The sequence below is a fragment of the Pantoea sp. X-Soil-OKNW-713 genome (genome assembly GCF_059730685.1).
Genome location: NZ_AP035995.1, coordinates 2,301,160 through 2,323,172, shown reverse-complemented (window position 1 = coordinate 2,323,172; position 22,013 = coordinate 2,301,160). Strand labels below are relative to the sequence as shown.

The 22,013-nt window shown below is 51.9% G+C and carries 22 protein-coding genes; 16 read left to right on the top strand and 6 right to left on the bottom strand.

The window, feature by feature from the left end:
- Positions 1–12 precede the first annotated feature (12 nt).
- Positions 13–633 carry an L-threonylcarbamoyladenylate synthase gene (locus AC6I8R_RS10785; RefSeq protein ID WP_021183086.1) on the top strand — a complete coding sequence of 207 codons (621 nt, stop codon included), beginning with the start codon at positions 13–15 and terminating at the stop codon, positions 631–633.
- On the opposite strand, the gene AC6I8R_RS10780 is transcribed toward AC6I8R_RS10785, so the two are convergent.
- Entirely contained in the window at positions 634–1,290 is a 657-nt protein-coding gene (locus tag AC6I8R_RS10780) for a serine protease (RefSeq protein ID WP_208723516.1), read from the bottom strand. It abuts the gene before it with no gap.
- An 809-nt stretch (positions 1,291–2,099) separates the two neighbouring features.
- On the opposite strand from AC6I8R_RS10780, the gene rluB reads away from it, so the two are divergent.
- Entirely contained in the window at positions 2,100–2,972 is an 873-nt protein-coding gene (gene rluB / locus AC6I8R_RS10775; RefSeq protein ID WP_021183089.1) for a 23S rRNA pseudouridine(2605) synthase RluB, read from the top strand.
- A gap of 31 nt (positions 2,973–3,003) precedes the next feature.
- Here the strand turns inward: rluB and cobO are convergent, their stop codons facing one another.
- Positions 3,004–3,594, bottom strand: a complete 591-nt coding sequence (gene cobO / locus AC6I8R_RS10770) for a cob(I)yrinic acid a,c-diamide adenosyltransferase (RefSeq protein WP_415174547.1) — start codon at positions 3,592–3,594, stop codon at positions 3,004–3,006.
- On the bottom strand, positions 3,591–4,355 hold the full coding sequence (locus AC6I8R_RS10765; protein ID WP_021183091.1) for a YciK family oxidoreductase: 765 nt from the start codon (positions 4,353–4,355) through the stop codon (positions 3,591–3,593). The genes cobO and AC6I8R_RS10765 overlap by 4 nt, the downstream gene beginning before the upstream one ends.
- A 176-nt stretch (positions 4,356–4,531) precedes the next feature.
- On the opposite strand from AC6I8R_RS10765, the gene sohB reads away from it, so the two are divergent.
- A complete protein-coding gene (gene sohB / locus AC6I8R_RS10760; RefSeq protein WP_021183092.1) occupies positions 4,532–5,578 on the top strand; it encodes a protease SohB in 1,047 nt (348 codons plus the stop codon).
- 55 nt (positions 5,579–5,633) lie between these two features.
- On the opposite strand, the gene AC6I8R_RS10755 is transcribed toward sohB, so the two are convergent.
- Positions 5,634–5,882, bottom strand: coding sequence for a DUF2498 family protein (locus AC6I8R_RS10755; protein ID WP_021183093.1), 249 nt, complete (start codon positions 5,880–5,882; stop codon positions 5,634–5,636).
- A 370-nt stretch (positions 5,883–6,252) separates the two neighbouring features.
- On the opposite strand from AC6I8R_RS10755, the gene topA reads away from it, so the two are divergent.
- The 5 genes from topA (at position 6,253) to acnA (ending at position 13,979) form a co-directional block, all read left to right on the top strand.
- Positions 6,253–8,853: a type I DNA topoisomerase gene (topA, locus tag AC6I8R_RS10750; RefSeq protein ID WP_021183094.1), complete on the top strand. Its 2,601-nt coding sequence runs from the start codon at positions 6,253–6,255 to the stop codon at positions 8,851–8,853.
- Between the two features lie 188 nt (positions 8,854–9,041).
- The gene (gene cysB, locus AC6I8R_RS10745; RefSeq protein ID WP_021183095.1) at positions 9,042–10,016 is read left to right on the top strand and encodes an HTH-type transcriptional regulator CysB; all 975 of its coding nucleotides are present in this window, start codon (positions 9,042–9,044) and stop codon (positions 10,014–10,016) included.
- Positions 10,017–10,511: 495 nt separating this feature from the next.
- On the top strand, positions 10,512–10,670 hold the full coding sequence (locus AC6I8R_RS10740) for a YmiA family putative membrane protein (protein ID WP_013509244.1): 159 nt from the start codon (positions 10,512–10,514) through the stop codon (positions 10,668–10,670).
- 3 nt (positions 10,671–10,673) lie between these two features.
- A complete protein-coding gene (locus AC6I8R_RS10735) occupies positions 10,674–10,853 on the top strand; it encodes a YciX family protein (protein ID WP_021183096.1) in 180 nt (59 codons plus the stop codon).
- A 444-nt stretch (positions 10,854–11,297) separates the two neighbouring features.
- A complete protein-coding gene (gene acnA, locus AC6I8R_RS10730; protein WP_497832244.1) occupies positions 11,298–13,979 on the top strand; it encodes an aconitate hydratase AcnA in 2,682 nt (893 codons plus the stop codon).
- Positions 13,980–14,011: 32 nt separating this feature from the next.
- Here the strand turns inward: acnA and ribA are convergent, their stop codons facing one another.
- A complete protein-coding gene (gene ribA, locus AC6I8R_RS10725; protein ID WP_021183098.1) occupies positions 14,012–14,605 on the bottom strand; it encodes a GTP cyclohydrolase II in 594 nt (197 codons plus the stop codon).
- A 226-nt stretch (positions 14,606–14,831) separates the two neighbouring features.
- Between ribA and pgpB the strand changes: the two genes are divergently transcribed.
- The 5 genes from pgpB to yciH all read left to right on the top strand — a co-directional run bounded on the left by pgpB (position 14,832) and on the right by yciH (position 18,436).
- The gene (pgpB, locus tag AC6I8R_RS10720; protein WP_497832243.1) at positions 14,832–15,596 is read left to right on the top strand and encodes a phosphatidylglycerophosphatase B; all 765 of its coding nucleotides are present in this window, start codon (positions 14,832–14,834) and stop codon (positions 15,594–15,596) included.
- Between the two features lie 127 nt (positions 15,597–15,723).
- Positions 15,724–16,029 carry a LapA family protein gene (locus tag AC6I8R_RS10715; RefSeq protein WP_208723510.1) on the top strand — a complete coding sequence of 102 codons (306 nt, stop codon included), beginning with the start codon at positions 15,724–15,726 and terminating at the stop codon, positions 16,027–16,029.
- 6 nt (positions 16,030–16,035) lie between these two features.
- Positions 16,036–17,205: a lipopolysaccharide assembly protein LapB gene (lapB, locus tag AC6I8R_RS10710; RefSeq protein WP_021183101.1), complete on the top strand. Its 1,170-nt coding sequence runs from the start codon at positions 16,036–16,038 to the stop codon at positions 17,203–17,205.
- 200 nt (positions 17,206–17,405) lie between these two features.
- Positions 17,406–18,113 carry an orotidine-5'-phosphate decarboxylase gene (gene pyrF / locus AC6I8R_RS10705; protein ID WP_021183102.1) on the top strand — a complete coding sequence of 236 codons (708 nt, stop codon included), beginning with the start codon at positions 17,406–17,408 and terminating at the stop codon, positions 18,111–18,113.
- Positions 18,113–18,436: a stress response translation initiation inhibitor YciH gene (gene yciH / locus AC6I8R_RS10700; RefSeq protein ID WP_021183103.1), complete on the top strand. Its 324-nt coding sequence runs from the start codon at positions 18,113–18,115 to the stop codon at positions 18,434–18,436. The genes pyrF and yciH overlap by 1 nt, the downstream gene beginning before the upstream one ends.
- Positions 18,437–18,509: 73 nt before the next feature.
- Here the strand turns inward: yciH and osmB are convergent, their stop codons facing one another.
- Positions 18,510–18,725: an osmotically-inducible lipoprotein OsmB gene (gene osmB, locus AC6I8R_RS10695; RefSeq protein WP_013509236.1), complete on the bottom strand. Its 216-nt coding sequence runs from the start codon at positions 18,723–18,725 to the stop codon at positions 18,510–18,512.
- A gap of 349 nt (positions 18,726–19,074) precedes the next feature.
- On the opposite strand from osmB, the gene araD reads away from it, so the two are divergent.
- The 3 genes from araD (at position 19,075) to AC6I8R_RS10680 (ending at position 22,008) form a co-directional block, all read left to right on the top strand.
- Complete coding sequence (gene araD / locus AC6I8R_RS10690; RefSeq protein WP_021183105.1) at positions 19,075–19,773, top strand: L-ribulose-5-phosphate 4-epimerase; 699 nt, start codon at positions 19,075–19,077, stop codon at positions 19,771–19,773.
- Positions 19,774–20,017: 244 nt separating this feature from the next.
- A complete protein-coding gene (gene kdgT, locus AC6I8R_RS10685) occupies positions 20,018–21,001 on the top strand; it encodes a 2-keto-3-deoxygluconate transporter (protein WP_021183106.1) in 984 nt (327 codons plus the stop codon).
- Positions 21,002–21,141: 140 nt separating this feature from the next.
- Positions 21,142–22,008, top strand: a complete 867-nt coding sequence (locus AC6I8R_RS10680) for a crotonase/enoyl-CoA hydratase family protein (RefSeq protein WP_021183107.1) — start codon at positions 21,142–21,144, stop codon at positions 22,006–22,008.
- Positions 22,009–22,013 lie beyond the last annotated feature (5 nt).

The following is a 22,013-nucleotide window of genomic DNA, read 5'->3' as shown; positions in this document are numbered from 1 at the left end:
TATGAGGTTTTTATGAGTCAATTGTTCCATATTCATCCGGAAAATCCGCAGCCACGTCTGGTCAATCAGGCGGTTGACTATCTCAACAAAGGTGGGGTGATTGTCTATCCGACCGATTCCGGTTACGCGCTGGGTTGCCGTCTCGAAGAGAAAAATGCCATGGAGCGTATTTGCCGCATTCGTCAGCTGGATGGGCACCACAACTTTACCCTGATGTGCCGTGATTTATCGGAGCTTTCGACCTATTCACAGGTGGACAACTCGGCGTTTCGCATCATTAAAAACAACACGCCGGGGAGCTACACCTTTATTCTGAAAGCGACCAAAGAGGTGCCGCGTCGCCTGATGAATGACAAACGTAAGACCATTGGTCTGCGTGTGCCGTCGAACCCGGTGGCTCTGGCGCTGCTGGAAGCGCTCAACGAACCGATGATGTCGACCTCGCTGATGCTGCCAGGCAACGATTTCACCGAATCCGATCCGGAAGAGATTCAGCACAGCATCGGCAAGCTGGTGGACCTGATCATCGATGGCGGTACGCTGGGACAGCAGCCGACCACGGTTATCGATCTCACCAGCGATGCTCCGGTCATCGTGCGTGAAGGGGTGGGCGATATTCGCCCGTTCCAGTAATTATGTATGGTCAGGCGCGCTGTCGGGTGTCTGACCAATATTTCTCTCCAGCCAGCTCCTGAATTCACCGTACGGAATATACAGCGACACATCTTTCAACACCGCCTGACCGCTACGAATATTATCAATCCGGTGGCTATAGCCGACAATAACGCCGGCCATTGTCTGGTCTGCATTATAAACCGCGCCGCCCGACATTCCCTGTACAACACCGGCATTGGTTGCCATTGCGACACAAGGTTTTTTATTCCAGCGATTGTTAATTGCAGTTCGCGCTAAATTAACGCCACTTGATTCCACTGGCATGGCAGAAACAAAACTGTAACCGTACATCTTAATCGGTTCGCCAATGTTGCTTTTGCGGAATTTAACCAGCGTACTGGGATCGTTCTTGTGATAAATAATTGCCACATCACAATACGGATGATAAGCCTTCACACGCTGGACGGCAGTGGTTGCAACGTGCGCAGCGGTCAGGCTGTATTCTGGCGTTAAGGGGATGGTTGTGCCAAGGACACCTAAACCCAGTACAGTCGGGATGCCGGTCACGCTCATATCAACGTGTTGCAGCGCCGCACGGCTGTACTCAGTATGGCCCACGGAACAACCGCTCAGTGCCAGCGCGGCGAGCGCAGGCCAAAGCAGTGACGTTCTCATAATAGTCATCTTTATTCAGGCATGCCGGCAAAATCCCTGGTGAAGATTTTTGGCATGCAAGTTTAATTCGTACCTGAATGAATTAACGCAACAGCTCCCGTGCGCGCCGGTTTGTAATATCAATGAAATTTCACAGTGCTCGTTAATGATTTGTTGGTAAATCGATAATAAAAAGTAAGTCTCAAGTTTTTTATTTTTACGACGCACTGGATTTCAGGCTCAAATTTTACACAATTTTTAATTCAGAACAATTCAGAAATTTAACCTTTCTCAAATAAATCGGAAAATATAGATATAATCCAATCCACGATATTATTTAGCTGATGATTTACATTTAATGCGCTTACGAAACTTACTTAACCTTTTTGAGTAGAGCTTTGTCCTGTTTTTGCCTCAAGGCTTGGTCTTTGAAATGGCACTTTATCATAAGTACAGATAGCTCTGCTGCGATATGAGCCTTGAGTCTGGCTAATGTATCAGTTTGTTTAAGTGAGGTCGGTTTAAGCCAGGGAGGTCTTAAGCTAAAAAGACAAAAATTCAGAGGGTTGAGTCAAAGTCGCTGCGTAGCGCAGAACGTGATTTATTAGTCTGGCGAATGGATGGGATTTTTGACCCCAGGGTGATGGAAATCTGCGCGACCATTGTTATCGGCAGAAAAGTAAAAGGTTTTAACGCTGCTATGCTTAGTGTAAAATCGCGGGCCGCCTGAAGGTCTGGCGGTTAATCCGAATTCCGATATGGGAACTGGTAATCCCTGTATCTGTACCTTCTTACCACGACGCCTGGGAAGGCGACAACGAGGCTGCTCAATGAGCGAAAAATTACAGAAAGTGTTAGCGCGCGCCGGTCATGGCTCGCGCCGTGAAATCGAAACCATGATTTCAGCCGGACGCGTCAGCGTTGACGGCAAACTGGCGACGCTGGGCGATCGCATCGAAAGCGACAAATCCCTGAAAATCCGCATCGATGGGCATCTGGTGTCCATCGCTGAATCCACCACCGAAGTATGCCGGGTGTTAGCCTACTACAAACCTGAAGGCGAACTCTGTACGCGTAACGATCCGGAAGGTCGTCCGACGGTGTTTGATCGTCTGCCGCGCCTGCGCGGTTCCCGCTGGATTGCCGTTGGCCGTCTGGACGTGAACACCTGTGGCCTGCTACTGTTCACCACCGACGGGGAACTGGCGAACCGCCTGATGCATCCCAGCCGTGAAGTCGAGCGTGAATATGCCGTGCGCGTGTTCGGTGAAGTGGGCGACGATAAAATTCGTCAACTGAGCAAGGGCGTGCAACTGGAAGACGGCCCTGCTGCATTCAAAACCCTGCGTTTTGCAGGTGGTGAAGGGATCAACCAGTGGTACAACGTCACGCTGACCGAAGGACGTAACCGTGAAGTTCGTCGTTTATGGGAAGCGGTAGGCGTACAGGTGAGCCGCCTGATGCGTGTGCGTTATGGTGATATCCAACTGCCGAAGGGGCTTCCGCGCGGTGGCTGGATGGAGCTGGAATTACCGGCGGTGAACTATCTGCGTACCCTGGTGGGGATGCCGGAAGAGACGGTGACCAAAGTTGCGGTGGAGAAAGATCGCCGTCGTACCAAAGCCAACCAGATTCGCCGTGCGGTGAAGCGTCACAGCCAGGTGAGCAACTCACCACGCCGTAGCAGCAAACGCGGCGCCTGAGAATAAAAAGGACGCCAGCCCGGCGTCTTTTTTACCAGTCAATACCCTGCTGGGCCTGAATCCCGGCATCAAAGGCGTGTTTCACCGGACGCATCTCCGTCACGGTATCCGCCAGCTCGGTTAAGTTGCGATGGCAGCCGCGGCCGGTAATGATCACACTCTGTCCCGTGGGCCGTTGCTGCAATGCGGCGACCAGTTCATCCAGATCCAGATAATCCATGCTAACCATGTAAGTGATCTCATCCAGAATCACTAAATCCAGTTGCGGATCCGCCAGCATACGTTTTGCATGTTGCCACACCTGCTGGCAAGCGGCGGTATCGGTCGCCCGGTTCTGGGTTTCCCAGGTAAAGCCGGTCGCCATCACCTGGAATTCCACTCCGTGCTGTTCCAGCAGATTACGCTCGCCGTTGGGCCATTCACCTTTAATGAACTGAATAGCAGCAACTTTTTTACCGTGACCACAAGCGCGCAGGGCAGTGCCAAACGCGGCGGTGGTCTTGCCTTTGCCATTGCCGGTAAACACCATCAGAATGCCGCGCACCTCATTCGCCGCTTTGATGCGTGCATCAACCTGTTCTTTCAAACGCTGCTGACGTTGTTGATGTCGTTGTTCACTCATGCGCTGGCCGGTCCGGGTTTGCGTCCTGGCTGAGCATCAAAACTGATGCCAGTCTTGCGGCGGCTGTCATCACCCATTAAATAAAGATACAACGGCATCAAATCCGCCGGGGTTTTCAGCAGGCTGGCATCTTCCTGTGGGAAGGCACTGGCGCGCATTTTGGTGCGGGTGCCGCCTGGATTGATGCAGTTCACTCGTAAATGGCGGTTTTTGTATTCATCTGCCAGCACCTGCATCATCCCCTCGGTGGCGAATTTCGATACCGCATACGCCCCCCAACCGGAGCGACCAACGCGACCGACGCTCGAGGTGGTGAAGATCAGCGATCCGGCATCGGATTTCAGCAGCAATGGCAGCAGGGCCTGAGTGAGGTAGAAGGTAGCATCAAGGTTAATCTGCATCACCTGACGCCAGATATGCGGCTCCAGCTCTGCCAGGGGGACAATCTCTCCCAGGATGCCCGCGTTGTGCAGCACCCCGTCGAGGCGTGGCACTTGCTGCGCCAGTTGTTGCGCCAGTTGCTGGCAGCTCTCAGGCGTGGCATGGGCAAAATCCAGCAGCAGGGTGGATGCCGGTTTTTTTTGCAGCTGATTAATCGCCTGTTCAGTTTGCTGCAAGGTGTGCGGGTTGCGCCCCAGCAGGATCACCTGCGCGCCATAGCGCGCATAGGTTAACGCGGCTTCACGGCCAATGCCGTCTGAAGCGCCGGTTACCAGGATAATACGGTTTTCAAGCAGATCGCTTTTCGGTTGATAATGCACAGCGATGTCCTTTGCACAGGTCAGAAGGTTTTTTGGCTTTATGCCTTAATTTGCGGTCTGGCGCAATCGCTCAACCGCGCTTTCTGTGCCGCCCGCGGGCAATTCAGGCGACGAATGCCACTAAAGCGGGTAAACTCGGGCTTTGTTTGTAATTCACTGTTTAATAAGGCGGCAGAATGGATTTACTCTCCAGTTATGGATTATTTCTGGCCAAGGCCGTCACCTTAGTGGTGACGATCGCAGCTATTGTTCTGATTGTGCTCAATGCGGCGATGCGGAAACGTCACAGCGGTGGTCAGCTGCGCTTAACCCATCTGGATGAAGACTACCGCCAGATGAAAGAAGATTTGCAGTTGGCGAAGATGAAACCGCAAGCGCAAAAAGTTTGGTTGAAGCAACATAAAAAAGAAGAGAAACAAAAAGCCAAACTCGCCAAACGCCAGGCGAAAACAGGCGTGACGGAGACCGAAAAGCCGACGCTTTACGTGCTGGAATTTAAAGGCAGCATGGACGCCGGAGAAGTCAGTTCGTTGCGTGAAGAGATCTCCGCCGTGCTGGCGGTGGCCACGCCTGGTGATGAGGTGCTGCTGAAGCTGGAAAGCCCGGGCGGTGTGGTGCACGGCTACGGCCTGGCGGCTTCGCAGCTGCAACGTCTGCGCGATGCTGGCCTGACGCTGACGGCAGCGGTAGATAAGGTAGCGGCCAGCGGTGGTTATATGATGGCGTGCGTGGCCGATCGTATCGTTGCCGCGCCTTTCTCAATCATCGGCTCAATCGGGGTAGTGGCGCAGATTCCTAATTTTAATCGCCTGCTGAAGCGAAACGATATTGATGTTGAACTGCATACCGCCGGGCAATATAAGCGCACCCTGACTTTGTTCGGTGAAAATACCGATGAAGGGCGTGAAAAGTTTCGTGAAGACCTGAATGAAACGCATCTGCTGTTCAAAGATTTTGTCCATCAGATGCGCCCAGGGCTGGATGTGGAAAAAGTCGCTACGGGTGAACATTGGTACGGGCGCCAGGCGCTGGAACTGGGGCTGGTGGATGAGATTGGCACCAGCGATGCGTTGATTATCAATCAGATGGAACGCTTCACCGTACTGGGTGTGCATTATGCGCGCAAACGTAAAATGATCGATCGTATGACCCATAGCGCCAGTCTTGCCGCAGAGCGACTGATTCTGAAAATGTGGCAGCGTGGTAATAAGCCGCTCTTGTAAAACTACTCTATCCTGTAGCGGCGCGATTTATCGCGCTGCTACAAATAAGGGCGTTTTACTCCAGGTGATACTGCGACGAGAAGGTGATAGCCAGGTATTTAAACACGTTAAACACGGCGGTGGTTTTGGCGGTCGGTAACTCGTCGTTATCGAGAAACAACGGGCCGCGAAACACCAACACATCGCGTTGCTGGATGACGTCCGTCGCTTCCATACCGGCAAAATAATCATCGTGTTCTTTGATCAGTTGATTGGCCTTTTCCAGTAACGCCTGGCGCGAAATGGATTCCGTAAATGCTGACATTATTCACTCCTTTTTTGACAGTCTCTTTTCTCCTTCTATATTACTTGCCAGTGAGCATAAGGTGCAAACCCGCGCGGGAGTGTTAAGTTGGCGCAAAATTAACCAGGATGCTAATTAAGTTGCGTAACGGATTTTATCAGGTAGAGTGTGGGCGATTCAGATTTCAGGGAGATCACACTGGGATGTGTGATATTGTCAGATGGAAAACTCGCTCCTAATCATAAAGTTGCATAAGTCGATGCAATCTGACCTGAGATTGTCCCGGTTGCCTTGAAAAGTGAAACAGTGGCAGCAATATTGAACCCATTGGGTTTTAGGGTCTTCAATCCTCTCCCGTTTATCAGGACGTTTCAATTAGGTAAAGGTACATATGGGTAAAGCACTCGTCATCGTTGAGTCCCCGGCAAAGGCCAAAACAATCAATAAATACCTCGGTAATGACTACGTGGTGAAATCCAGCGTCGGTCATATCCGTGATTTGCCGACCAGTGGTTCAACTGCCCGTAAAACTGCCGATGGGGAAAAAGCGAAACCGGCTGGCAAAAAGGTCAAAAAAGATGAAAAAGCCGCGTTGGTCAACCGTATGGGCGTGGATCCCTGGCATGGCTGGCAGGCAGATTATCAAATCCTGCCAGGAAAAGAGAAAGTGGTCTCTGAGCTAAAAAGCCTGGCTGCCGATGCTGACCATATCTATCTCGCAACCGACCTTGACCGCGAAGGGGAAGCCATTGCCTGGCACCTGCGGGAAGTGATCGGTGGTGATGACAAGCGTTTCAGCCGCGTGGTGTTTAATGAAATCACCAAAAATGCGATTCGTCAGGCGTTTGAGAAGCCTGGCGAACTGAATATCGAACGTGTTAATGCCCAACAGGCGCGCCGTTTTATGGACCGCGTGGTGGGTTATATGGTTTCTCCGCTGCTGTGGAAAAAAATCGCCCGAGGCCTCTCTGCCGGACGTGTGCAGTCGGTGGCAGTGCGCCTGGTGGTTGAGCGTGAACGTGAAATCAAAGCCTTCGTTCCGGAAGAGTACTGGGAAGTTGATGCTGATCTGGTGACGCCGAAAGGTGATGCACTGGCTATGCAGGTGACTCATCAGGGTGACAAGGCGTTCCGTCCGGTTAACCGCGAGCAAACCTATGCCGCAGTGGCGTTGCTGCAAAAAGCGCGTTACGACGTACTGGACCGTGAAGACAAACCGACCAGCAGCAAACCTTCTGCGCCCTTTATCACTTCCACGTTGCAACAGGCGGCCAGCACGCGTCTCGGCTTCGGGGTGAAGAAAACCATGATGATGGCACAGCGGCTGTATGAAGCGGGCCACATTACTTATATGCGTACTGACTCCACCAACCTGAGTCAGGATGCCATTGCTATGGCACGCGGTTATATCGATAAAAACTTCGGTGCCAAATATCTGCCGGATGCGCCAAATACCTACGCCAGCAAAGATAACTCGCAGGAAGCGCACGAAGCGATTCGTCCTTCTGATGTGGCTGTGGCAGCAGACCAACTTAAAGATATGGAAACAGATGCGCAGAAACTGTATCAGTTGATTTGGCGTCAGTTTGTCGCCTGTCAGATGGTACCGGCGCAGTATGATTCCACCACCCTGACCGTTGGCGCAGGTGATTTCAAACTGAAAGCCAAAGGACGCACACTGCGTTTTGACGGCTGGACGCGCGTGATGCCCGCGCTGCGTAAAAATGATGAAGATTTGACGCTGCCACCGGTAAATGTGGGTGACGTGCTGGATCTCAAAGAAGTGCTGCCAAGCCAGCATTTCACCAAGCCGCCAGCCCGTTTCAGCGAAGCTTCGCTGGTACGTGAACTGGAAAAACGCGGTATTGGTCGTCCTTCGACTTACGCTTCGATTATCTCGACCATCCAGGATCGTGGTTATGTGCGGGTAGAAAACCGCCGTTTCTATGCCGAGAAGATGGGTGAGATTGTGACCGATCGTCTGGAAGAAAACTTCCGCGAGCTGATGAACTACGATTTCACAGCCCATATGGAAGACAGCCTCGACCAGGTCGCGAATAATCAGGCTGAATGGAAGGGCGTGCTGGATTCGTTCTTTAGCGATTTTAGCCAGCAGCTGGACCAGGCGGAAAAAGAACCGGAAGAGGGCGGCATGCAGCCGAACCAGATGGTGCTGACATCTATCGATTGTCCAACCTGTGGACGTAAGATGGGGATTCGTACTGCCAGCACCGGCGTGTTCCTTGGCTGTTCAGGTTATGCCTTGCCGCCGAAAGAGCGTTGCAAGCAAACCATCAACCTGATCCCGGAAAATGAAGTACTCAACGTGCTGGAAGGTGACGACGCCGAAACCAACGCGTTACGCGCCCGTCGCCGTTGCCAGAAATGCGGCACCGCGATGGACAGCTATCTGATTGATAATCAGCGCAAGTTGCACGTCTGCGGTAATAACCCGGAATGTGACGGCTACGAGATCGAGCAAGGTGAGTTCCGTATCAAAGGGTACGACGGCCCGATTGTTGAGTGCGAAAAATGTGGCTCGGAAATGCACCTGAAAATGGGGCGTTTTGGTAAGTACATGGCCTGTACCAACGACGAGTGTAAAAATACCCGTAAAATCCTGCGTAATGGTGAAGTAGCACCGCCGAAGGAAGATCCGGTCCCGTTGCCAGAACTGCCGTGCGAGAAGTCAGACGCTTACTTTGTGTTGCGTGACGGTGCTGCTGGCGTGTTCCTCGCAGCCAACACCTTCCCGAAATCACGCGAAACCCGTGCACCACTGGTGGAAGAGTTGCAGCGTTTCGCCGATCGCCTGCCTGAGAAACTGAAGTACCTGGCGGAAGCGCCGGCAGCAGATCCGGAAGGCAACAAAACCATGGTGCGTTTTAGCCGTAAAACGAAACAACAGTATGTTGCTTCGGAGAAAGAGGGCAAAGCGACCGGCTGGTCTGCCTTCTATATCGATGGCAGTTGGCAGGAAGCGAAGAAGTAATCCCCCCAGGCCAGCGTCAGCTGGCCTTTTCACCATCCTTATAGCTAATCGTTCTACATTCTTTCTTTAACTGATATAGTGGTTATAGATTTTACGTTTCGCTGACACGCTTTCCCTGAATACCTCGCTCAAGGCGAAAATACGCTCGCCGGGATTGCTCCTCTGTCGCCTACCGGGAAGATATAACTATGAAATTGCAGCAGTTGCGCTACATCGTTGAAGTGGTCAATCACAACCTCAATGTTTCTTCGACGGCAGAAGGCTTATATACGTCGCAGCCGGGCATCAGTAAGCAGGTCAGAATGCTGGAAGATGAGCTGGGGGTGCAGATTTTTGCCCGTAGCGGTAAGCACCTGACGCAGGTGACACCGGCCGGTGAGGAAATCATCCGCATTGCCCGTGAAGTGTTATCAAAAGTGGATGCCATCAAATCAGTGGCGGGTGAGCATACCTGGCCTGATAAAGGCTCTTTATACGTCGCCACTACCCATACCCAGGCACGTTATGCGCTTCCCGGTGTAATCAAAGGCTTTATTGAACGCTATCCTCGTGTTTCCCTGCATATGCACCAAGGCTCACCGACGCAAATTGCGGAAGCAGTTTCAAAAGGTAACGCTGACTTTGCCATCGCCACCGAAGCGCTGCATCTTTACGATGACCTGATTATGCTGCCTTGCTATCACTGGAATCGTGCGATTGTCGTGACGCCAGACCATCCGCTGGCAGGCAAAGCGCAGGTGACGATTGAGGAACTGGCGGAGTTTCCGTTGGTGACATATACCTTCGGCTTTACCGGGCGTTCTGAACTGGATACGGCGTTTAATCGTGCGGGGCTGACGCCGCGTATTGTGTTTACTGCAACCGATGCTGACGTCATTAAGACCTATGTCCGTCTGGGGCTGGGGGTTGGGGTGATTGCCAGCATGGCGGTAGATCCGGTTTCTGACCCTGATCTGGTACGCATTGAAGCATCAGAGATCTTTACCAATAGCACGACAAAAATTGGCTTCAGACGCAGCACCTTCCTGCGAAGCTATATGTATGATTTTATTCAACGTTTCGCACCGCATTTGACCCGCGATGTGGTGGATACTGCGGTGGCATTGCGCTCCAACGAAGATATCGAAGCGATGTTCCGTGATATCAAGTTACCCTTCAAATAGCCTGTAAACTCATTATGTTAACGGGGTGTCCATTGGGCACCCTTTGTTTTTTGTGATGTTGCTTAGCGCCATTGGTAGCTCAAAAATTAGATTAATTTTATGTAAATGAAACATCGGTCACATGTTTTTTCATTGTTAGTTGTTAAATGCGAATTAGTACACATTTTTTACTTTGCCGCTTTGCACGATCCCAGGAATATTCCCATACTCCAGTTAAGAGTTGATGGCGAAGGGCTTTTTAGCTGCCTCGCTAATTTAAACTTGAATTTAGAATGGATCTAATTTTGATTTAACCCAAATTTACAAAGTTAGTTTTTAATTAATAGTTTGCTTAGTTATTAAATTTATCTCATCATTTTTCGGTGTTTTGATAAATAGCATTAATCGTTGTGCTCAATAAAAATAACTGGATTTTTGGACTTAAGGCGTTTAGGATTCGTCCTAAATCTTAATCGATGTTAACAATCGTTTTATTGAGAGTGATTATCAAAAACTATGGCTACGAGATTAACTGTACAACCGGACTTCCGGGCTAAAAGCACCAAGGTTGAGCGTTCAGGGAACATCCGTCGCAAAGCCTGGTTGACTGTCTTCGCTGCTTCAGCCTTGTTCTGGGTAGTGGTGGCATTAATGATTTGGCGTATGTGGGGTTAAGCCATGTGGGCAAATACACTCAGTCGTAAATCTCCGGTTTCTGCACGTCAGCCCAACACGCCTGCGTGTAAAGCGAAAGACGTTGCCAGCACAGAACAAGATGTAGCGATACCGGCATCCTGGGAACTGAGTGAAAAGCAGCGCGGTTTTATTGAATCATTCATGGATCCGAAGTCCAAATAACGCAGTCTGCGTTCAGTTCTTTATATAGACGAATAGTCCTTCTCTTTACCGGGTTATCCGGTGGGCAATTTGAACGCCCTTCCTATAACACTCAGCATATAAAAAATGGTGTCATCAGCTAAGGCTGAAGACCGTAGCCCTTTTTTACCCGGAATCCGGGAGGGAGTGACTTAATGAACTCAATGAATAGTACAATTACCCTGTCATGGTTCAGCGTATATGCCTTTTCATTCGCTGTTTGGGCTGCTGCCGTGTGGACGATGATGTAATTTAATAACTCAAATTATTTCTTTTTTTAAATGCCCTGGCCAATATCCAGGGCATTTTTGTTTCTGGATCAATGTGTCAATTCGTGTTGTTATCAAAACGTTAACGAAAATGTGGTCTATCTTTAAGCTAAACCTTGCGGTTACTGAGGTTAAGAGAAACCCATGAGGAGGAGCTATGTCGTTAACGTTGCGCGAGCAGAGCCGGGAGACGCTCGAAGTTGGTAACCATACTTATCACTACTACAGCCTGCAAAAAGCATCCCATCACCTTGGAACCCTTGAACGCCTGCCTAAATCCATGAAAGTCCTGCTGGAGAATTTGCTGCGCTGGCAGGATGGCGATTCGGTAACGGCGGAAGATATTCAGGCGCTGGCCGCATGGCAAAAAGATGCGCACGCCGACCGCGAAATTGCCTATCGTCCGGCGCGCGTGTTGATGCAGGATTTTACCGGCGTACCCGCGGTGGTTGACCTGGCGGCAATGCGCGAGGCGGTGAAACGTCTTGGCGGTGATGTCGCTAAAGTGAACCCGCTCTCACCGGTTGACCTGGTGATTGACCACTCTGTCACTGTTGACCATTTTGGTGATGATGAGGCATTTGAAGAGAACGTGCGGTTGGAGATGGAGCGCAACCATGAACGTTATGTCTTTCTGCGCTGGGGGCAAAAAGCCTTCAATCGTTTTCGCGTGGTGCCGCCAGGCACCGGCATTTGTCACCAGGTAAATCTTGAATATCTCGGCCAGGCGGTCTGGCATGAAAGCCAGGATGGCAACGAGGTGGCGTACCCCGATACCCTGGTTGGCACCGATTCCCACACTACGATGATCAATGCGCTCGGTGTATTGGGGTGGGGGGTTGGCGGTATTGAAGCTGAGGCGGCAATGCTCGGACAGCCGGTATCGATGCTGATTCCAGACGTGGTCGGTTTTAAACTGACCGGCAAACTTCGGCCAGGGATCACGGCGACCGACCTGGTATTGACCGTGACGCAAATGCTGCGTAAACACGGCGTCGTAGGCAAGTTTGTTGAATTCTATGGCGATGGACTGGCGGATCTGCCGTTGGCTGACCGTGCAACTATCGCCAATATGTCTCCCGAATATGGTGCCACCTGCGGCTTTTTCCCGATAGATGACATTACTCTTAGCTACATGACGCTGACAGGACGCGACAGCGAGCAGATTAAATTGGTTGAAGCCTATGCCAAAGCGCAAGGTATGTGGCGTAATCCGGGTGATGAACCGATCTTCACCAGCACGCTGGCGCTGGATATGAACGAGGTTGAATCCAGCCTCGCCGGTCCGAAACGTCCACAGGACCGTGTCTCTCTGGCGGATGTCCCTGCGGCCTTCGCGGCGAGTAATGAACTCGAGGTGAACCAGGCACAGAAACCGCATAAAAGCGTCAGCTATCGTGAGGGTGAGACGGGGGATAGCCATCAACTGGATGATGGTGCGGTAGTGATCGCGGCTATTACCTCCTGCACCAACACCTCGAATCCCAGTGTGCTGATGGCTGCGGGACTGTTGGCGAAAAAAGCGGTGGAAAAGGGATTGATGCGTAAGCCGTGGGTCAAAGCATCACTGGCTCCCGGCTCTAAAGTGGTGTCCGATTATTTGGCCGTGGCGCAACTTACGCCCTATCTGGATGAGCTGGGTTTTAATCTGGTGGGTTATGGATGCACCACCTGCATTGGTAACTCCGGGCCATTGCCAGACAGCATTGAGAGCGCCATTAAAGAGGGCGACCTGACCGTCGGCGCGGTGCTTTCGGGTAACCGAAATTTTGAGGGTCGTATCCATCCCCTGGTGAAAACCAACTGGCTGGCATCGCCACCGCTGGTGGTGGCCTATGCGCTGGCGGGCAACATGAAACTCAATCTGCAAAACGATCCCATCGGCCAGGATCAGCGCGGGAAGGATGTTTATCTGAAAGAAATCTGGCCGTCGCCGGAAGAAATTGCCGAGTATGTGCAAAAAGTCACCAGTGATATGTTCCACAAAGAGTATGCCGAAGTGTTTGATGGCACCCCGGAGTGGCAGCAGATTAAAGTCAGTGAAGCGGCCACCTATGACTGGGATGAAGATTCAACCTATATCCGACTTTCTCCGTTCTTTGATGATATGGAAAAAACACCGAAACCGGTGCAGGACATCAAAGGAGCACGCATTCTGGCGATGCTGGGAGACTCCGTCACCACCGACCATATCTCCCCGGCGGGAAGCATCAAGGCAGAAAGCCCGGCAGGGCGTTATCTGCTGGCGCACGGTGTGGAACGGACGGACTTCAACTCATATGGATCAAGACGCGGTAACCATGAGGTGATGATGCGCGGCACTTTTGCCAATATCCGTATTCGCAATGAGATGGTGCCGGGCGTGGAGGGGGGTTACACCAAACATTTCCCCAGTAATGAACAATTGGCGATCTACGATGCAGCCATGAAGTATCAGTCCGAGGGGGTTCCACTCGCGGTGATTGCCGGGAAAGAATATGGATCGGGATCCAGTCGTGACTGGGCAGCCAAGGGGCCTCGATTGCAGGGGGTACGTGTGGTGATTGCCGAGTCATTTGAACGTATCCACCGTTCCAATCTGATTGGCATGGGGATTTTGCCGCTGGAGTTCCCACAGGGCGTTACGCGTAAGACGCTCAACTTAACCGGAGAGGAACACATTGATGTGGCGAACCTGATTCAGCTCAAGCCTGGCGGTACAGTTAAGGTGACGCTGACGCGCGTGGATGGTGCTACAGAGACGCTGGAGACACGTTGTCGCATCGATACCGGCAATGAACTGACCTATTACCAGAACGACGGCATTCTGCACTACGTGATCCGCAATATGCTGAACTAAGAAAAAAGCCGGGATAATTTCCCGGCTTTGTTTTATTGCTTCGGCAGCAAATGGCCCATTTTTTCAGCTTTGGTATCAAGATAATGCGCGTTCTTCGGGTTACGCCCGACAATCAGCGGGACGCGCTCAACGATGTTGATGCCAGCTTCGCTGAGAATTTCCACTTTACGTGGGTTATTGGTCAGTAAACGCACTTCGTTGACACCCAGCAGTTTGAACATATCTGCACACAGGGTGAAATCACGCTCATCGGCGGCAAAACCTAACTGATGGTTGGCTTCTACCGTATCGTAGCCTTTGTCCTGCAAGGCATAGGCGCGAATTTTGTTTAGCAGGCCGATATTACGACCTTCCTGACGATGATAAAGCAGGATACCTCGTCCTTCTTCAGCGATAGCGGTCAGCGCGGCTTCCAGCTGAAATCCGCAATCGCAACGCAGGCTGAACAGTGCATCACCGGTCAGGCATTCGGAGTGGACGCGTGCCAGTACCGGATTGTGGTCGCTAACATCACCGTAGACCAGCGCGACATGGTCGTGACCGGTTGCCAGTTCTTCAAAACCAACCATGAGGAAATCTCCCCAGGGCGTGGGCAGTTTGGCTTCTGCTACCCGTTTAAGCTGCATGTGACTCTCCAGAACCTTCAGAGGATGCGCTATCATCATGATAACGCACGGGCCTGATTGGCCCGAAAACTGACAATATTGTGCCACAACCTGGGTGCAGGCAGTTAATCAGTCAGAGTTATTGTAGTGATAAAGCACAATTATCCAAGCTGCAACGGTTATGTTATTCTTTTTTCAGCTAAAGTTATGCCCGATACAGTGTTTTGCGCGGTTTTAAGGACGATGGATGTTAAAGATTATACAACGCACCACCCTTGGCACGCTTCTGTTGCTGATTATGCCGCTGAGCGTCTGGCTTTCTGGCTGGCAGTGGCAACCAGGAGAAAATGGTGCGCTGTTAAAGCTATTATTCTGGATGACTGAAACGGTCACCAGCCCGTGGGGAATCCTCACCAGCCTGATCCTCAGTGCCTGGGTACTCTGGTGTCTGCGTTTCCGGCTCAAGCCTGCCATCCTGCTGCTTGTCATCATGAATGGCGCGATTCTGGTCGGTCAGTACACCAAATCCTTCATCAAAGATCAGGTCCAGGAACCTCGACCTTATGTGGTGTGGCTGGAAAAAAGTCATGGCGTTAATGAGAGCGCATTCTATGAATTGAAGCGTAAACAGCGCGGCAAGTTGGTAGAGCAACTGGTGGCGGATGATACGCAACTACCAGGATGGTTAAAAAAGCATTGGGCTTTTGAAACCGGCTTCGCTTTTCCTTCCGGCCATACGATGTTTGCTGCCAGTTGGGCGCTGCTGGTTATAGGCCTGCTTTGGCCCCGTCGGCATACCCTGACGATTGTGGTGTTATTTGTCTGGGCCACGTTGGTGATGGGAAGCCGCCTGATGTTAGGGATGCATTGGCCACGCGATTTGCTGATGGCGACACTGATTTCCTGGTTGCTGGTCACGGTGGCGACCTGGTTAGCACAACGTTTTTGCGGGCCGTTGACGGTGCCGCCAGCAGAGGCAAAAGAGATTGCACAGCGTGAAGACGGATTGTAATTTTTGCATCCGGCCCCATATTATTGATTGCACTTGCCTAAATCAGGCGGTTTGATGCGCTGATAAGCAGCATCGGCGCGGCTTTTTTGGCATACTCCTACTGGATAACCTCACGACAGGATGCATTGTGAAATATTTGCTGATTTTTCTCGTGGTATTGGTCATTTTCATCATCTCCGTGACGCTCGGAGCACATAACGACCAAATCATCACTTTTAACTATCTGCTGGCGCAGGGCGAATTTCGTATTTCCACATTGCTGGCTGTTCTGTTTGGTGCGGGATTCTTGCTGGGATGGGCGATCTGCGGCCTGTTCTGGTTGCGTTTACGGGTATCGCTGGCACACGCGCAGCGTAAACTGAAACGTATGCAGGCGCAGAATGAACAATCGACGGCGGTGACAACGTCGCCTTCTGCCGGTCGTCGGGATTAAGCTTAGATGCTTGAATTGCTGTTTCTGCTTCTTCCTGTGGCTGCGGCGTATGGTTGGTATATGGGCCGACGCAGTGCGCAACAGGATAAGCAACAGGAAGCCAATCGCCTGTCGCGTGAATACGTTGCGGGGGTTAACTTCCTGCTGTCCAATCAACAGGACAAAGCCGTTGATCTCTTCCTCGACATGTTGAAAGAGGACAGCGGCACGGTCGAAGCCCATCTCACCCTGGGTAACCTGTTCCGTTCACGCGGCGAAGTTGACCGCGCCATCCGCATTCACCAATCCTTGATGGAAAGTGCCTCGCTCAGTTATGACCAGCGTCTGCTGGCGGTGCAACAACTTGGCCGCGATTATATGGCGGCTGGTTTGTATGACCGCGCAGAAGATATGTTCAGCCAACTGGTGGATGAGACGGATTTTCGTATCGGTGCGTTGCAGCAACTGCTGCTAATCCACCAGGCAACCAGTGACTGGCAGCAGGCCATTGAAGTGGCGGAAAAACTGGTCAAGCTGGGAAAGGACAAGCAGAAAGGCGAAATTGCCCATTTCTACTGCGAACTCGCCTTGCAGGCACTGAGCAGTGACGATCTTGAACGGGCCATGACGCTGCTGAAAAAAGGTGAAGCGGCGGATCGTCAAAGTGCGCGCGTGTCGATAATGACCGGCCGCATTTTTATGGAGCAGGGCGAATACGCAAAAGCGGTCGAACGTTTACAACGGGTGCTGGAACAGGATAAAGAGCTGGTCAGTGAAGCCTTGCCAATGCTCGAAACGTGTTATCAGCGCCTGGATCAGCCCGAACAATGGGCGCAATTCCTGCAACGTTGCGTGGATGAGAATACCGGAGCGGTCGCTGAACTCTATCTCGCCGATATCCTTGAACAACAACAAGGCCCGGAAGCGGCGCAACTCTATATTAATCGCCAGTTGCAACGTCATCCGACGATGCGGGTTTTCCATCGTTTAATGGATTTTCACCTGCATGAAGCTGAAGATGGTCGGGCAAAAGAGAGTCTGATGGTGTTACGCGATATGGTGGGGGAACAAATCCGCACCAAGCCGCGCTATCGCTGCCAGAAATGTGGTTTCACTGCGCATGCGTTGTACTGGCATTGTCCTTCCTGCCGCACCTGGTCTTCGGTGAAACCGATTCGTGGACTTGACGGCCAATAACGGCCGTCTTTTCTAAAAAAAGTCATTATATAGTTACAACATACTAGAGATCTAAACTATCTATTCAATACAGCATCGTGCAGGGTTCGGTCAAACAGGTTACAAATCCTGGCACCGTGATTGTCGTCATCAGGTCGCGCAGGTAGAATGCTTGCCGTTTGTCTAACGCGCCTGCGGGTGCCTGTAACTGAGGAAACGTTATGCCTGTTACCACTTCACCTATTCTGGTGGCACTCGACTATCATAATCTCGACAGCGCACTGCAATTTGTCGATCGCATCGACCCGAGCCAATGCCGCCTGAAAGTGGGCAAAGAGATGTTCACGTTGTTTGGGCCAACGCTGGTGAAAACGTTGCAGGATCGTGGTTTCGAAATCTTCCTCGATCTGAAATTCCACGATATCCCGAACACCACGGCGCATGCGGTTGCGGCGGCGGCAGACCTAGGCGTATGGATGGTTAACGTTCACGCCAGTGGTGGGGCACGCATGATGAACGCAGCGCGTGAGGCGCTGGTGTCGTACGGTAAAGATGCGCCGTTGCTGATTGCGGTCACCGTACTCACCAGCATGGATGAAGAAGATCTGAAAGGGCTTGGTATCACCTTGTCTCCTGCGGCACAGGCCGAACGTCTGGCATGCCTGACGCGTGACTGTGGCCTTGACGGCGTGGTGTGCTCCGCACAGGAAGCGGCACATTTCAAACAGGTGATTGGCAAAGACTTTAAGCTGGTGACACCAGGAATTCGTCCGGCAGGCAGTGACGCGGGTGATCAGCGTCGTATCATGACGCCACAGCAGGCGCAGCAGGCAGGGGTGGATTATATGGTAATTGGGCGTCCGATCACCCAATCTGCCGATCCCGCCGCCACCCTGCAACAGATTCTGCAAAGTTTACAGGAGGGTTAATGGCTCAGGACAATCCGCTGGTTTACTCCACCGAAACCGGCCGCATTACGCCAACCGAAGAGAAAGCTGTACGCCCGAAAGGCGATGGTATCGTACGTATTCAACGTCAGACCAGTGGTCGTAAAGGTAAAGGTGTTTGCCTGATCACCGGTGTCGATCTCGATGATGACGCGCTGACCAAACTGGCCGCCGAACTGAAGAAAAAATGCGGTTGCGGTGGGGCGGTGAAAGACGGCGTGATTGAGATTCAGGGCGATAAGCGCGACCTATTGAAATCGCTGCTTGAAGCTAAAGGCATGAAGGTCAAACTGGCTGGCGGTTAAAATGACCAGGCCACTCGGTGAGTGGCCTGTTTATGTAGATGCGCTGCGTAAGCCTTTTGTTATGTAGTCGGAATTAATGAACCTGATGGCCGATAATGCCACCAACAGCAGCACCACCAATGGTGCCCAATGCGCTTCCGTTAGTCAGAATAGAACCGCCAATTGCACCCGCACCCGCACCAATCGCGGTATTGCGGTCACGCTTGGACCAGTTTGAACAACCGCTCAGGGCAATAACCAGGGTGGTAGCCAGCACGGCGGCGGTCAGACGTTTCATTGTTGTTGTCATAAACTTCTCCTTGATTGTACATACAGGGACAACCTTTTAAGTATAGGTGTTGTTTCCTGCAATCGTTTCACCCTGTGGTTTCATAACGGTTCTCATCCCTGAGCCTGCAATCCGCAGCCCGCATGCAAAAACAGCGTGATAGCCGCATCACCGGGCAATAAAATCGTCCCGTGGTTGGCTGGAGACAGTCTAATCATTACGGGATTTTTCCGAAGATGGAAAACTCCGAATTCACGCCACATTTTTACGCCCTCAGCCACTTTCCGCAGCTTTTACAGCGATTCCCTCCATAACGCTTTTGCGCCAGGCTTTGCACAATTTCTCCATCACATCTAACGGGAGAAAAAACATGCTGGAAGCGCTGAAACAACAGGTGCTGGAAGCCAATCTGGATCTGCCACGTTATAACCTGGTGACCTTTACCTGGGGCAATGTCAGTGCCCTCGATCGTGAAAGCGGTCTGCTGGTGATCAAACCTTCCGGGGTGAAGTACGTTGATATGAAACGTGACGATATGGTGGTGGTGGAGCTGGAAAGCGGGAAGGTGGTGGAGGGTACGATGCGCCCCTCATCTGACACCGCTACCCATCGCGCGCTGTACCTCGCCTGGCCGGATATTGGCGGCATAGTCCATACCCATTCACGTCATGCTGCCATCTGGGCGCAGGCAGGGCGGGATATTCTCGCCTGGGGCACCACTCATGCGGATGATTTTTACGGCACCATTCCTTGCACACGGGCTATGCAGCGTGAAGAAATCGAGCAGGAATATGAGTGGAATACCGGACAGGTCATTATCGAAACCTTCGCTAAGCGCGAAATATCGCCCACCGCGATTCCGGCGGTGCTGGTGAATTCGCACGGCCCTTTTGCCTGGGGGAAAGATGCGGATGCGGCAGTGCACAGCGCGGTGGTGCTGGAGGAGGTCGCATATATGGCGTTGCATACCGAGCAGCTACACCAGGCACTCCCACCGATTTCGCAAACGTTGCTTGATCTGCATTACCTGCGCAAACACGGCAAAAACGCCTGGTATGGGCAGAAGTGATAAACAGCCGCGCTTGATCGCGCAGCTCTTTCAGGCGCCATCTGGCGCCTTTTTTATTGCCTTCAACCAACTGGTATGGCGACGCCGATCAAAAAATAAAATGATAATCCAATAAAAATAAAACAACGTTTCATAAATATATTTGTGATCACTTTTTTGTCTGTGGTGAGTCGGTATCTTGCCCGTAATGCCTGACGGCAACAAATAACGCACCTCCCTCTGGCTTAGTACAGGTGATACTCAAATGCATATTAAACGTGCAATCGATAAAATTCCTGGCGGCATGATGTTGATCCCGCTGTTTCTTGGCGCGCTATGCCATACCTTCTCCCCTGGCGCGGGCAAATATTTTGGCTCCTTTACCAATGGATTAATGACCGGCACCGTGCCAATTCTGGCGGTGTGGTTCTTCTGTATGGGGGCATCGATCAAACTCAGTGCCACCGGTACCGTGCTGCGTAAATCCGGCACCCTGGTATTAACGAAAATCGCCGTTGCCTGGGTAGTTGCTGCGATTGCCTCGCGCGTCATGCCTGAAAATGGCGTTGAAGTGGGCATGTTCGCCGGTCTTTCCACCCTGGCGCTGGTGGCGGCGATGGATATGACCAATGGTGGCCTGTACGCGTCAATCATGCAGCAATATGGTTCGAAAGAGGAGGCGGGCGCGTTTGTGCTGATGTCGCTCGAATCAGGACCACTGATGACTATGGTTATTCTTGGCACCGCAGGTATCGCCTCATTTGAACCTCACGTCTTCGTGGGTGCAGTTCTGCCATTCCTGGTTGGCTTCGCCCTGGGCAACCTTGACCCTGAATTACGTGAATTTTTCGGTAAGGCGGTACACACCCTGATTCCGTTCTTTGCCTTTGCCCTCGGCAACACCATTGATTTAGCGGTAATTGCCCAAACCGGTTTGCTCGGTATTTTGCTTGGCGTTGCGGTCATCATCATCACCGGCATTCCGTTAATCCTGGCGGATCGTCTGATTGGGGGCGGCGATGGTACGGCGGGTATTGCTGCCTCCAGCACCGCTGGCGCAGCGGTAGCGACACCGGTGTTGATTGCCGAAATGCTGCCGCAGTTTAAACCGGTTGCGCCTGCTGCCACCGCCTTAGTGGCCACATCAGTAATTGTCACTTCAGTATTGGTGCCGATCATTACGGCGCTTTATTCACGCCGCGTTAAGCGTTTTCATGCTGCGGTGGGCCAACGCGCCGCTATTAAGTAAGCCCGCTAATCTTTCCCCGACCCCTGTGTCGGGGAAATCTCTGGAATTTGCTTTATAAATCAATCTCTCATTTGGTCTGGCCTCACTCTGGATTACGCTGATATTGCGTTTAACGCATCACATAACTAGAGGATGAGACTATGACAGTGATTAACCAACCGACATGCCGACTGTTCACCGAAGTCGGACAAACCACTCAACTGGCTGCCTATTATGAAGAAGGGCGTCACACCATGTGGATGATGCTGCGGGCGCAACCTCGACCCAGTTTCAACCACGAGTTAATCGAAGAGATCATGAACCTGAGCTACGCGGCGCAGCGTTCCGGTTTACCGATTGATTTCTGGGTGACGGGATCGTTAGTTCCTCAGATGTTTAACGCCGGGGGCGATTTACGCTTCTTTGTTGAATGCATTCGCAACAACCGGCGCGAAGCACTGCGTGCCTACGCCCGTGCCTGCGTGGATTGCATCCATTCAGCCGCCCGAGGCTTTGATACTGGCGCGGTGACGCTGGCAATGATCGAGGGTAGTGCTCTCGGCGGAGGATTTGAAGCCGCCCTGGCGCACCACTTCATTCTGGCGCAAAACAGCGCACGCATGGGGTTCCCGGAAATTGCGTTTAACCTGTTCCCCGGCATGGGCGGATACTCGTTAGTGGCGCGCCGCGCGGGGATGAAGCTGGCTGAAGAGTTAATTTGTGAAGGGGAGTCACACAGCGCGGAGTGGTATGAAACCCGTGGTCTGGTCGATAAAGTGTTCCAGCCTGGTGACAGCTATCGCACTACACGCACCTTCATCGACACCTTACGTCCCAAACTCAATGGCGTACGGGCGATGCTGAAAGCACGTCAACGCGTGTTGCAACTCTCAAGGGCGGAACTGATGGATATAACGGAAGATTGGGTGGATTATGCCTTCACGCTGGAACCGAAAGACATTGCTTATATGGAACGTCTGGTGCAACTGCAAAACCGTCATAGCGCATCCTTGCGCAAAGCCGGATAATCTCG

Coding starts and splice junctions, on each gene's coding strand:
- AC6I8R_RS10740 (WP_013509244.1), top strand. CDS start 10,512: ATGGCTACGAGATTAACTGTACAACCGGACTTCCGGGCTAAAAGCACC.
- topA (WP_021183094.1), top strand. CDS start 6,253: ATGGGTAAAGCACTCGTCATCGTTGAGTCCCCGGCAAAGGCCAAAACA.
- araD (WP_021183105.1), top strand. CDS start 19,075: ATGCTGGAAGCGCTGAAACAACAGGTGCTGGAAGCCAATCTGGATCTG.
- osmB (WP_013509236.1), bottom strand. CDS start 18,725: ATGACAACAACAATGAAACGTCTGACCGCCGCCGTGCTGGCTACCACC.
- AC6I8R_RS10755 (WP_021183093.1), bottom strand. CDS start 5,882: ATGTCAGCATTTACGGAATCCATTTCGCGCCAGGCGTTACTGGAAAAG.
- sohB (WP_021183092.1), top strand. CDS start 4,532: ATGGATTTACTCTCCAGTTATGGATTATTTCTGGCCAAGGCCGTCACC.
- acnA (WP_497832244.1), top strand. CDS start 11,298: ATGTCGTTAACGTTGCGCGAGCAGAGCCGGGAGACGCTCGAAGTTGGT.
- AC6I8R_RS10680 (WP_021183107.1), top strand. CDS start 21,142: ATGACAGTGATTAACCAACCGACATGCCGACTGTTCACCGAAGTCGGA.
- cysB (WP_021183095.1), top strand. CDS start 9,042: ATGAAATTGCAGCAGTTGCGCTACATCGTTGAAGTGGTCAATCACAAC.
- pgpB (WP_497832243.1), top strand. CDS start 14,832: ATGTTAAAGATTATACAACGCACCACCCTTGGCACGCTTCTGTTGCTG.
- AC6I8R_RS10735 (WP_021183096.1), top strand. CDS start 10,674: ATGTGGGCAAATACACTCAGTCGTAAATCTCCGGTTTCTGCACGTCAG.
- AC6I8R_RS10785 (WP_021183086.1), top strand. CDS start 13: ATGAGTCAATTGTTCCATATTCATCCGGAAAATCCGCAGCCACGTCTG.
- pyrF (WP_021183102.1), top strand. CDS start 17,406: ATGCCTGTTACCACTTCACCTATTCTGGTGGCACTCGACTATCATAAT.
- cobO (WP_415174547.1), bottom strand. CDS start 3,594: ATGAGTGAACAACGACATCAACAACGTCAGCAGCGTTTGAAAGAACAG.
- rluB (WP_021183089.1), top strand. CDS start 2,100: ATGAGCGAAAAATTACAGAAAGTGTTAGCGCGCGCCGGTCATGGCTCG.
- ribA (WP_021183098.1), bottom strand. CDS start 14,605: ATGCAGCTTAAACGGGTAGCAGAAGCCAAACTGCCCACGCCCTGGGGA.
- AC6I8R_RS10780 (WP_208723516.1), bottom strand. CDS start 1,290: ATGAGAACGTCACTGCTTTGGCCTGCGCTCGCCGCGCTGGCACTGAGC.
- lapB (WP_021183101.1), top strand. CDS start 16,036: ATGCTTGAATTGCTGTTTCTGCTTCTTCCTGTGGCTGCGGCGTATGGT.
- yciH (WP_021183103.1), top strand. CDS start 18,113: ATGGCTCAGGACAATCCGCTGGTTTACTCCACCGAAACCGGCCGCATT.
- kdgT (WP_021183106.1), top strand. CDS start 20,018: ATGCATATTAAACGTGCAATCGATAAAATTCCTGGCGGCATGATGTTG.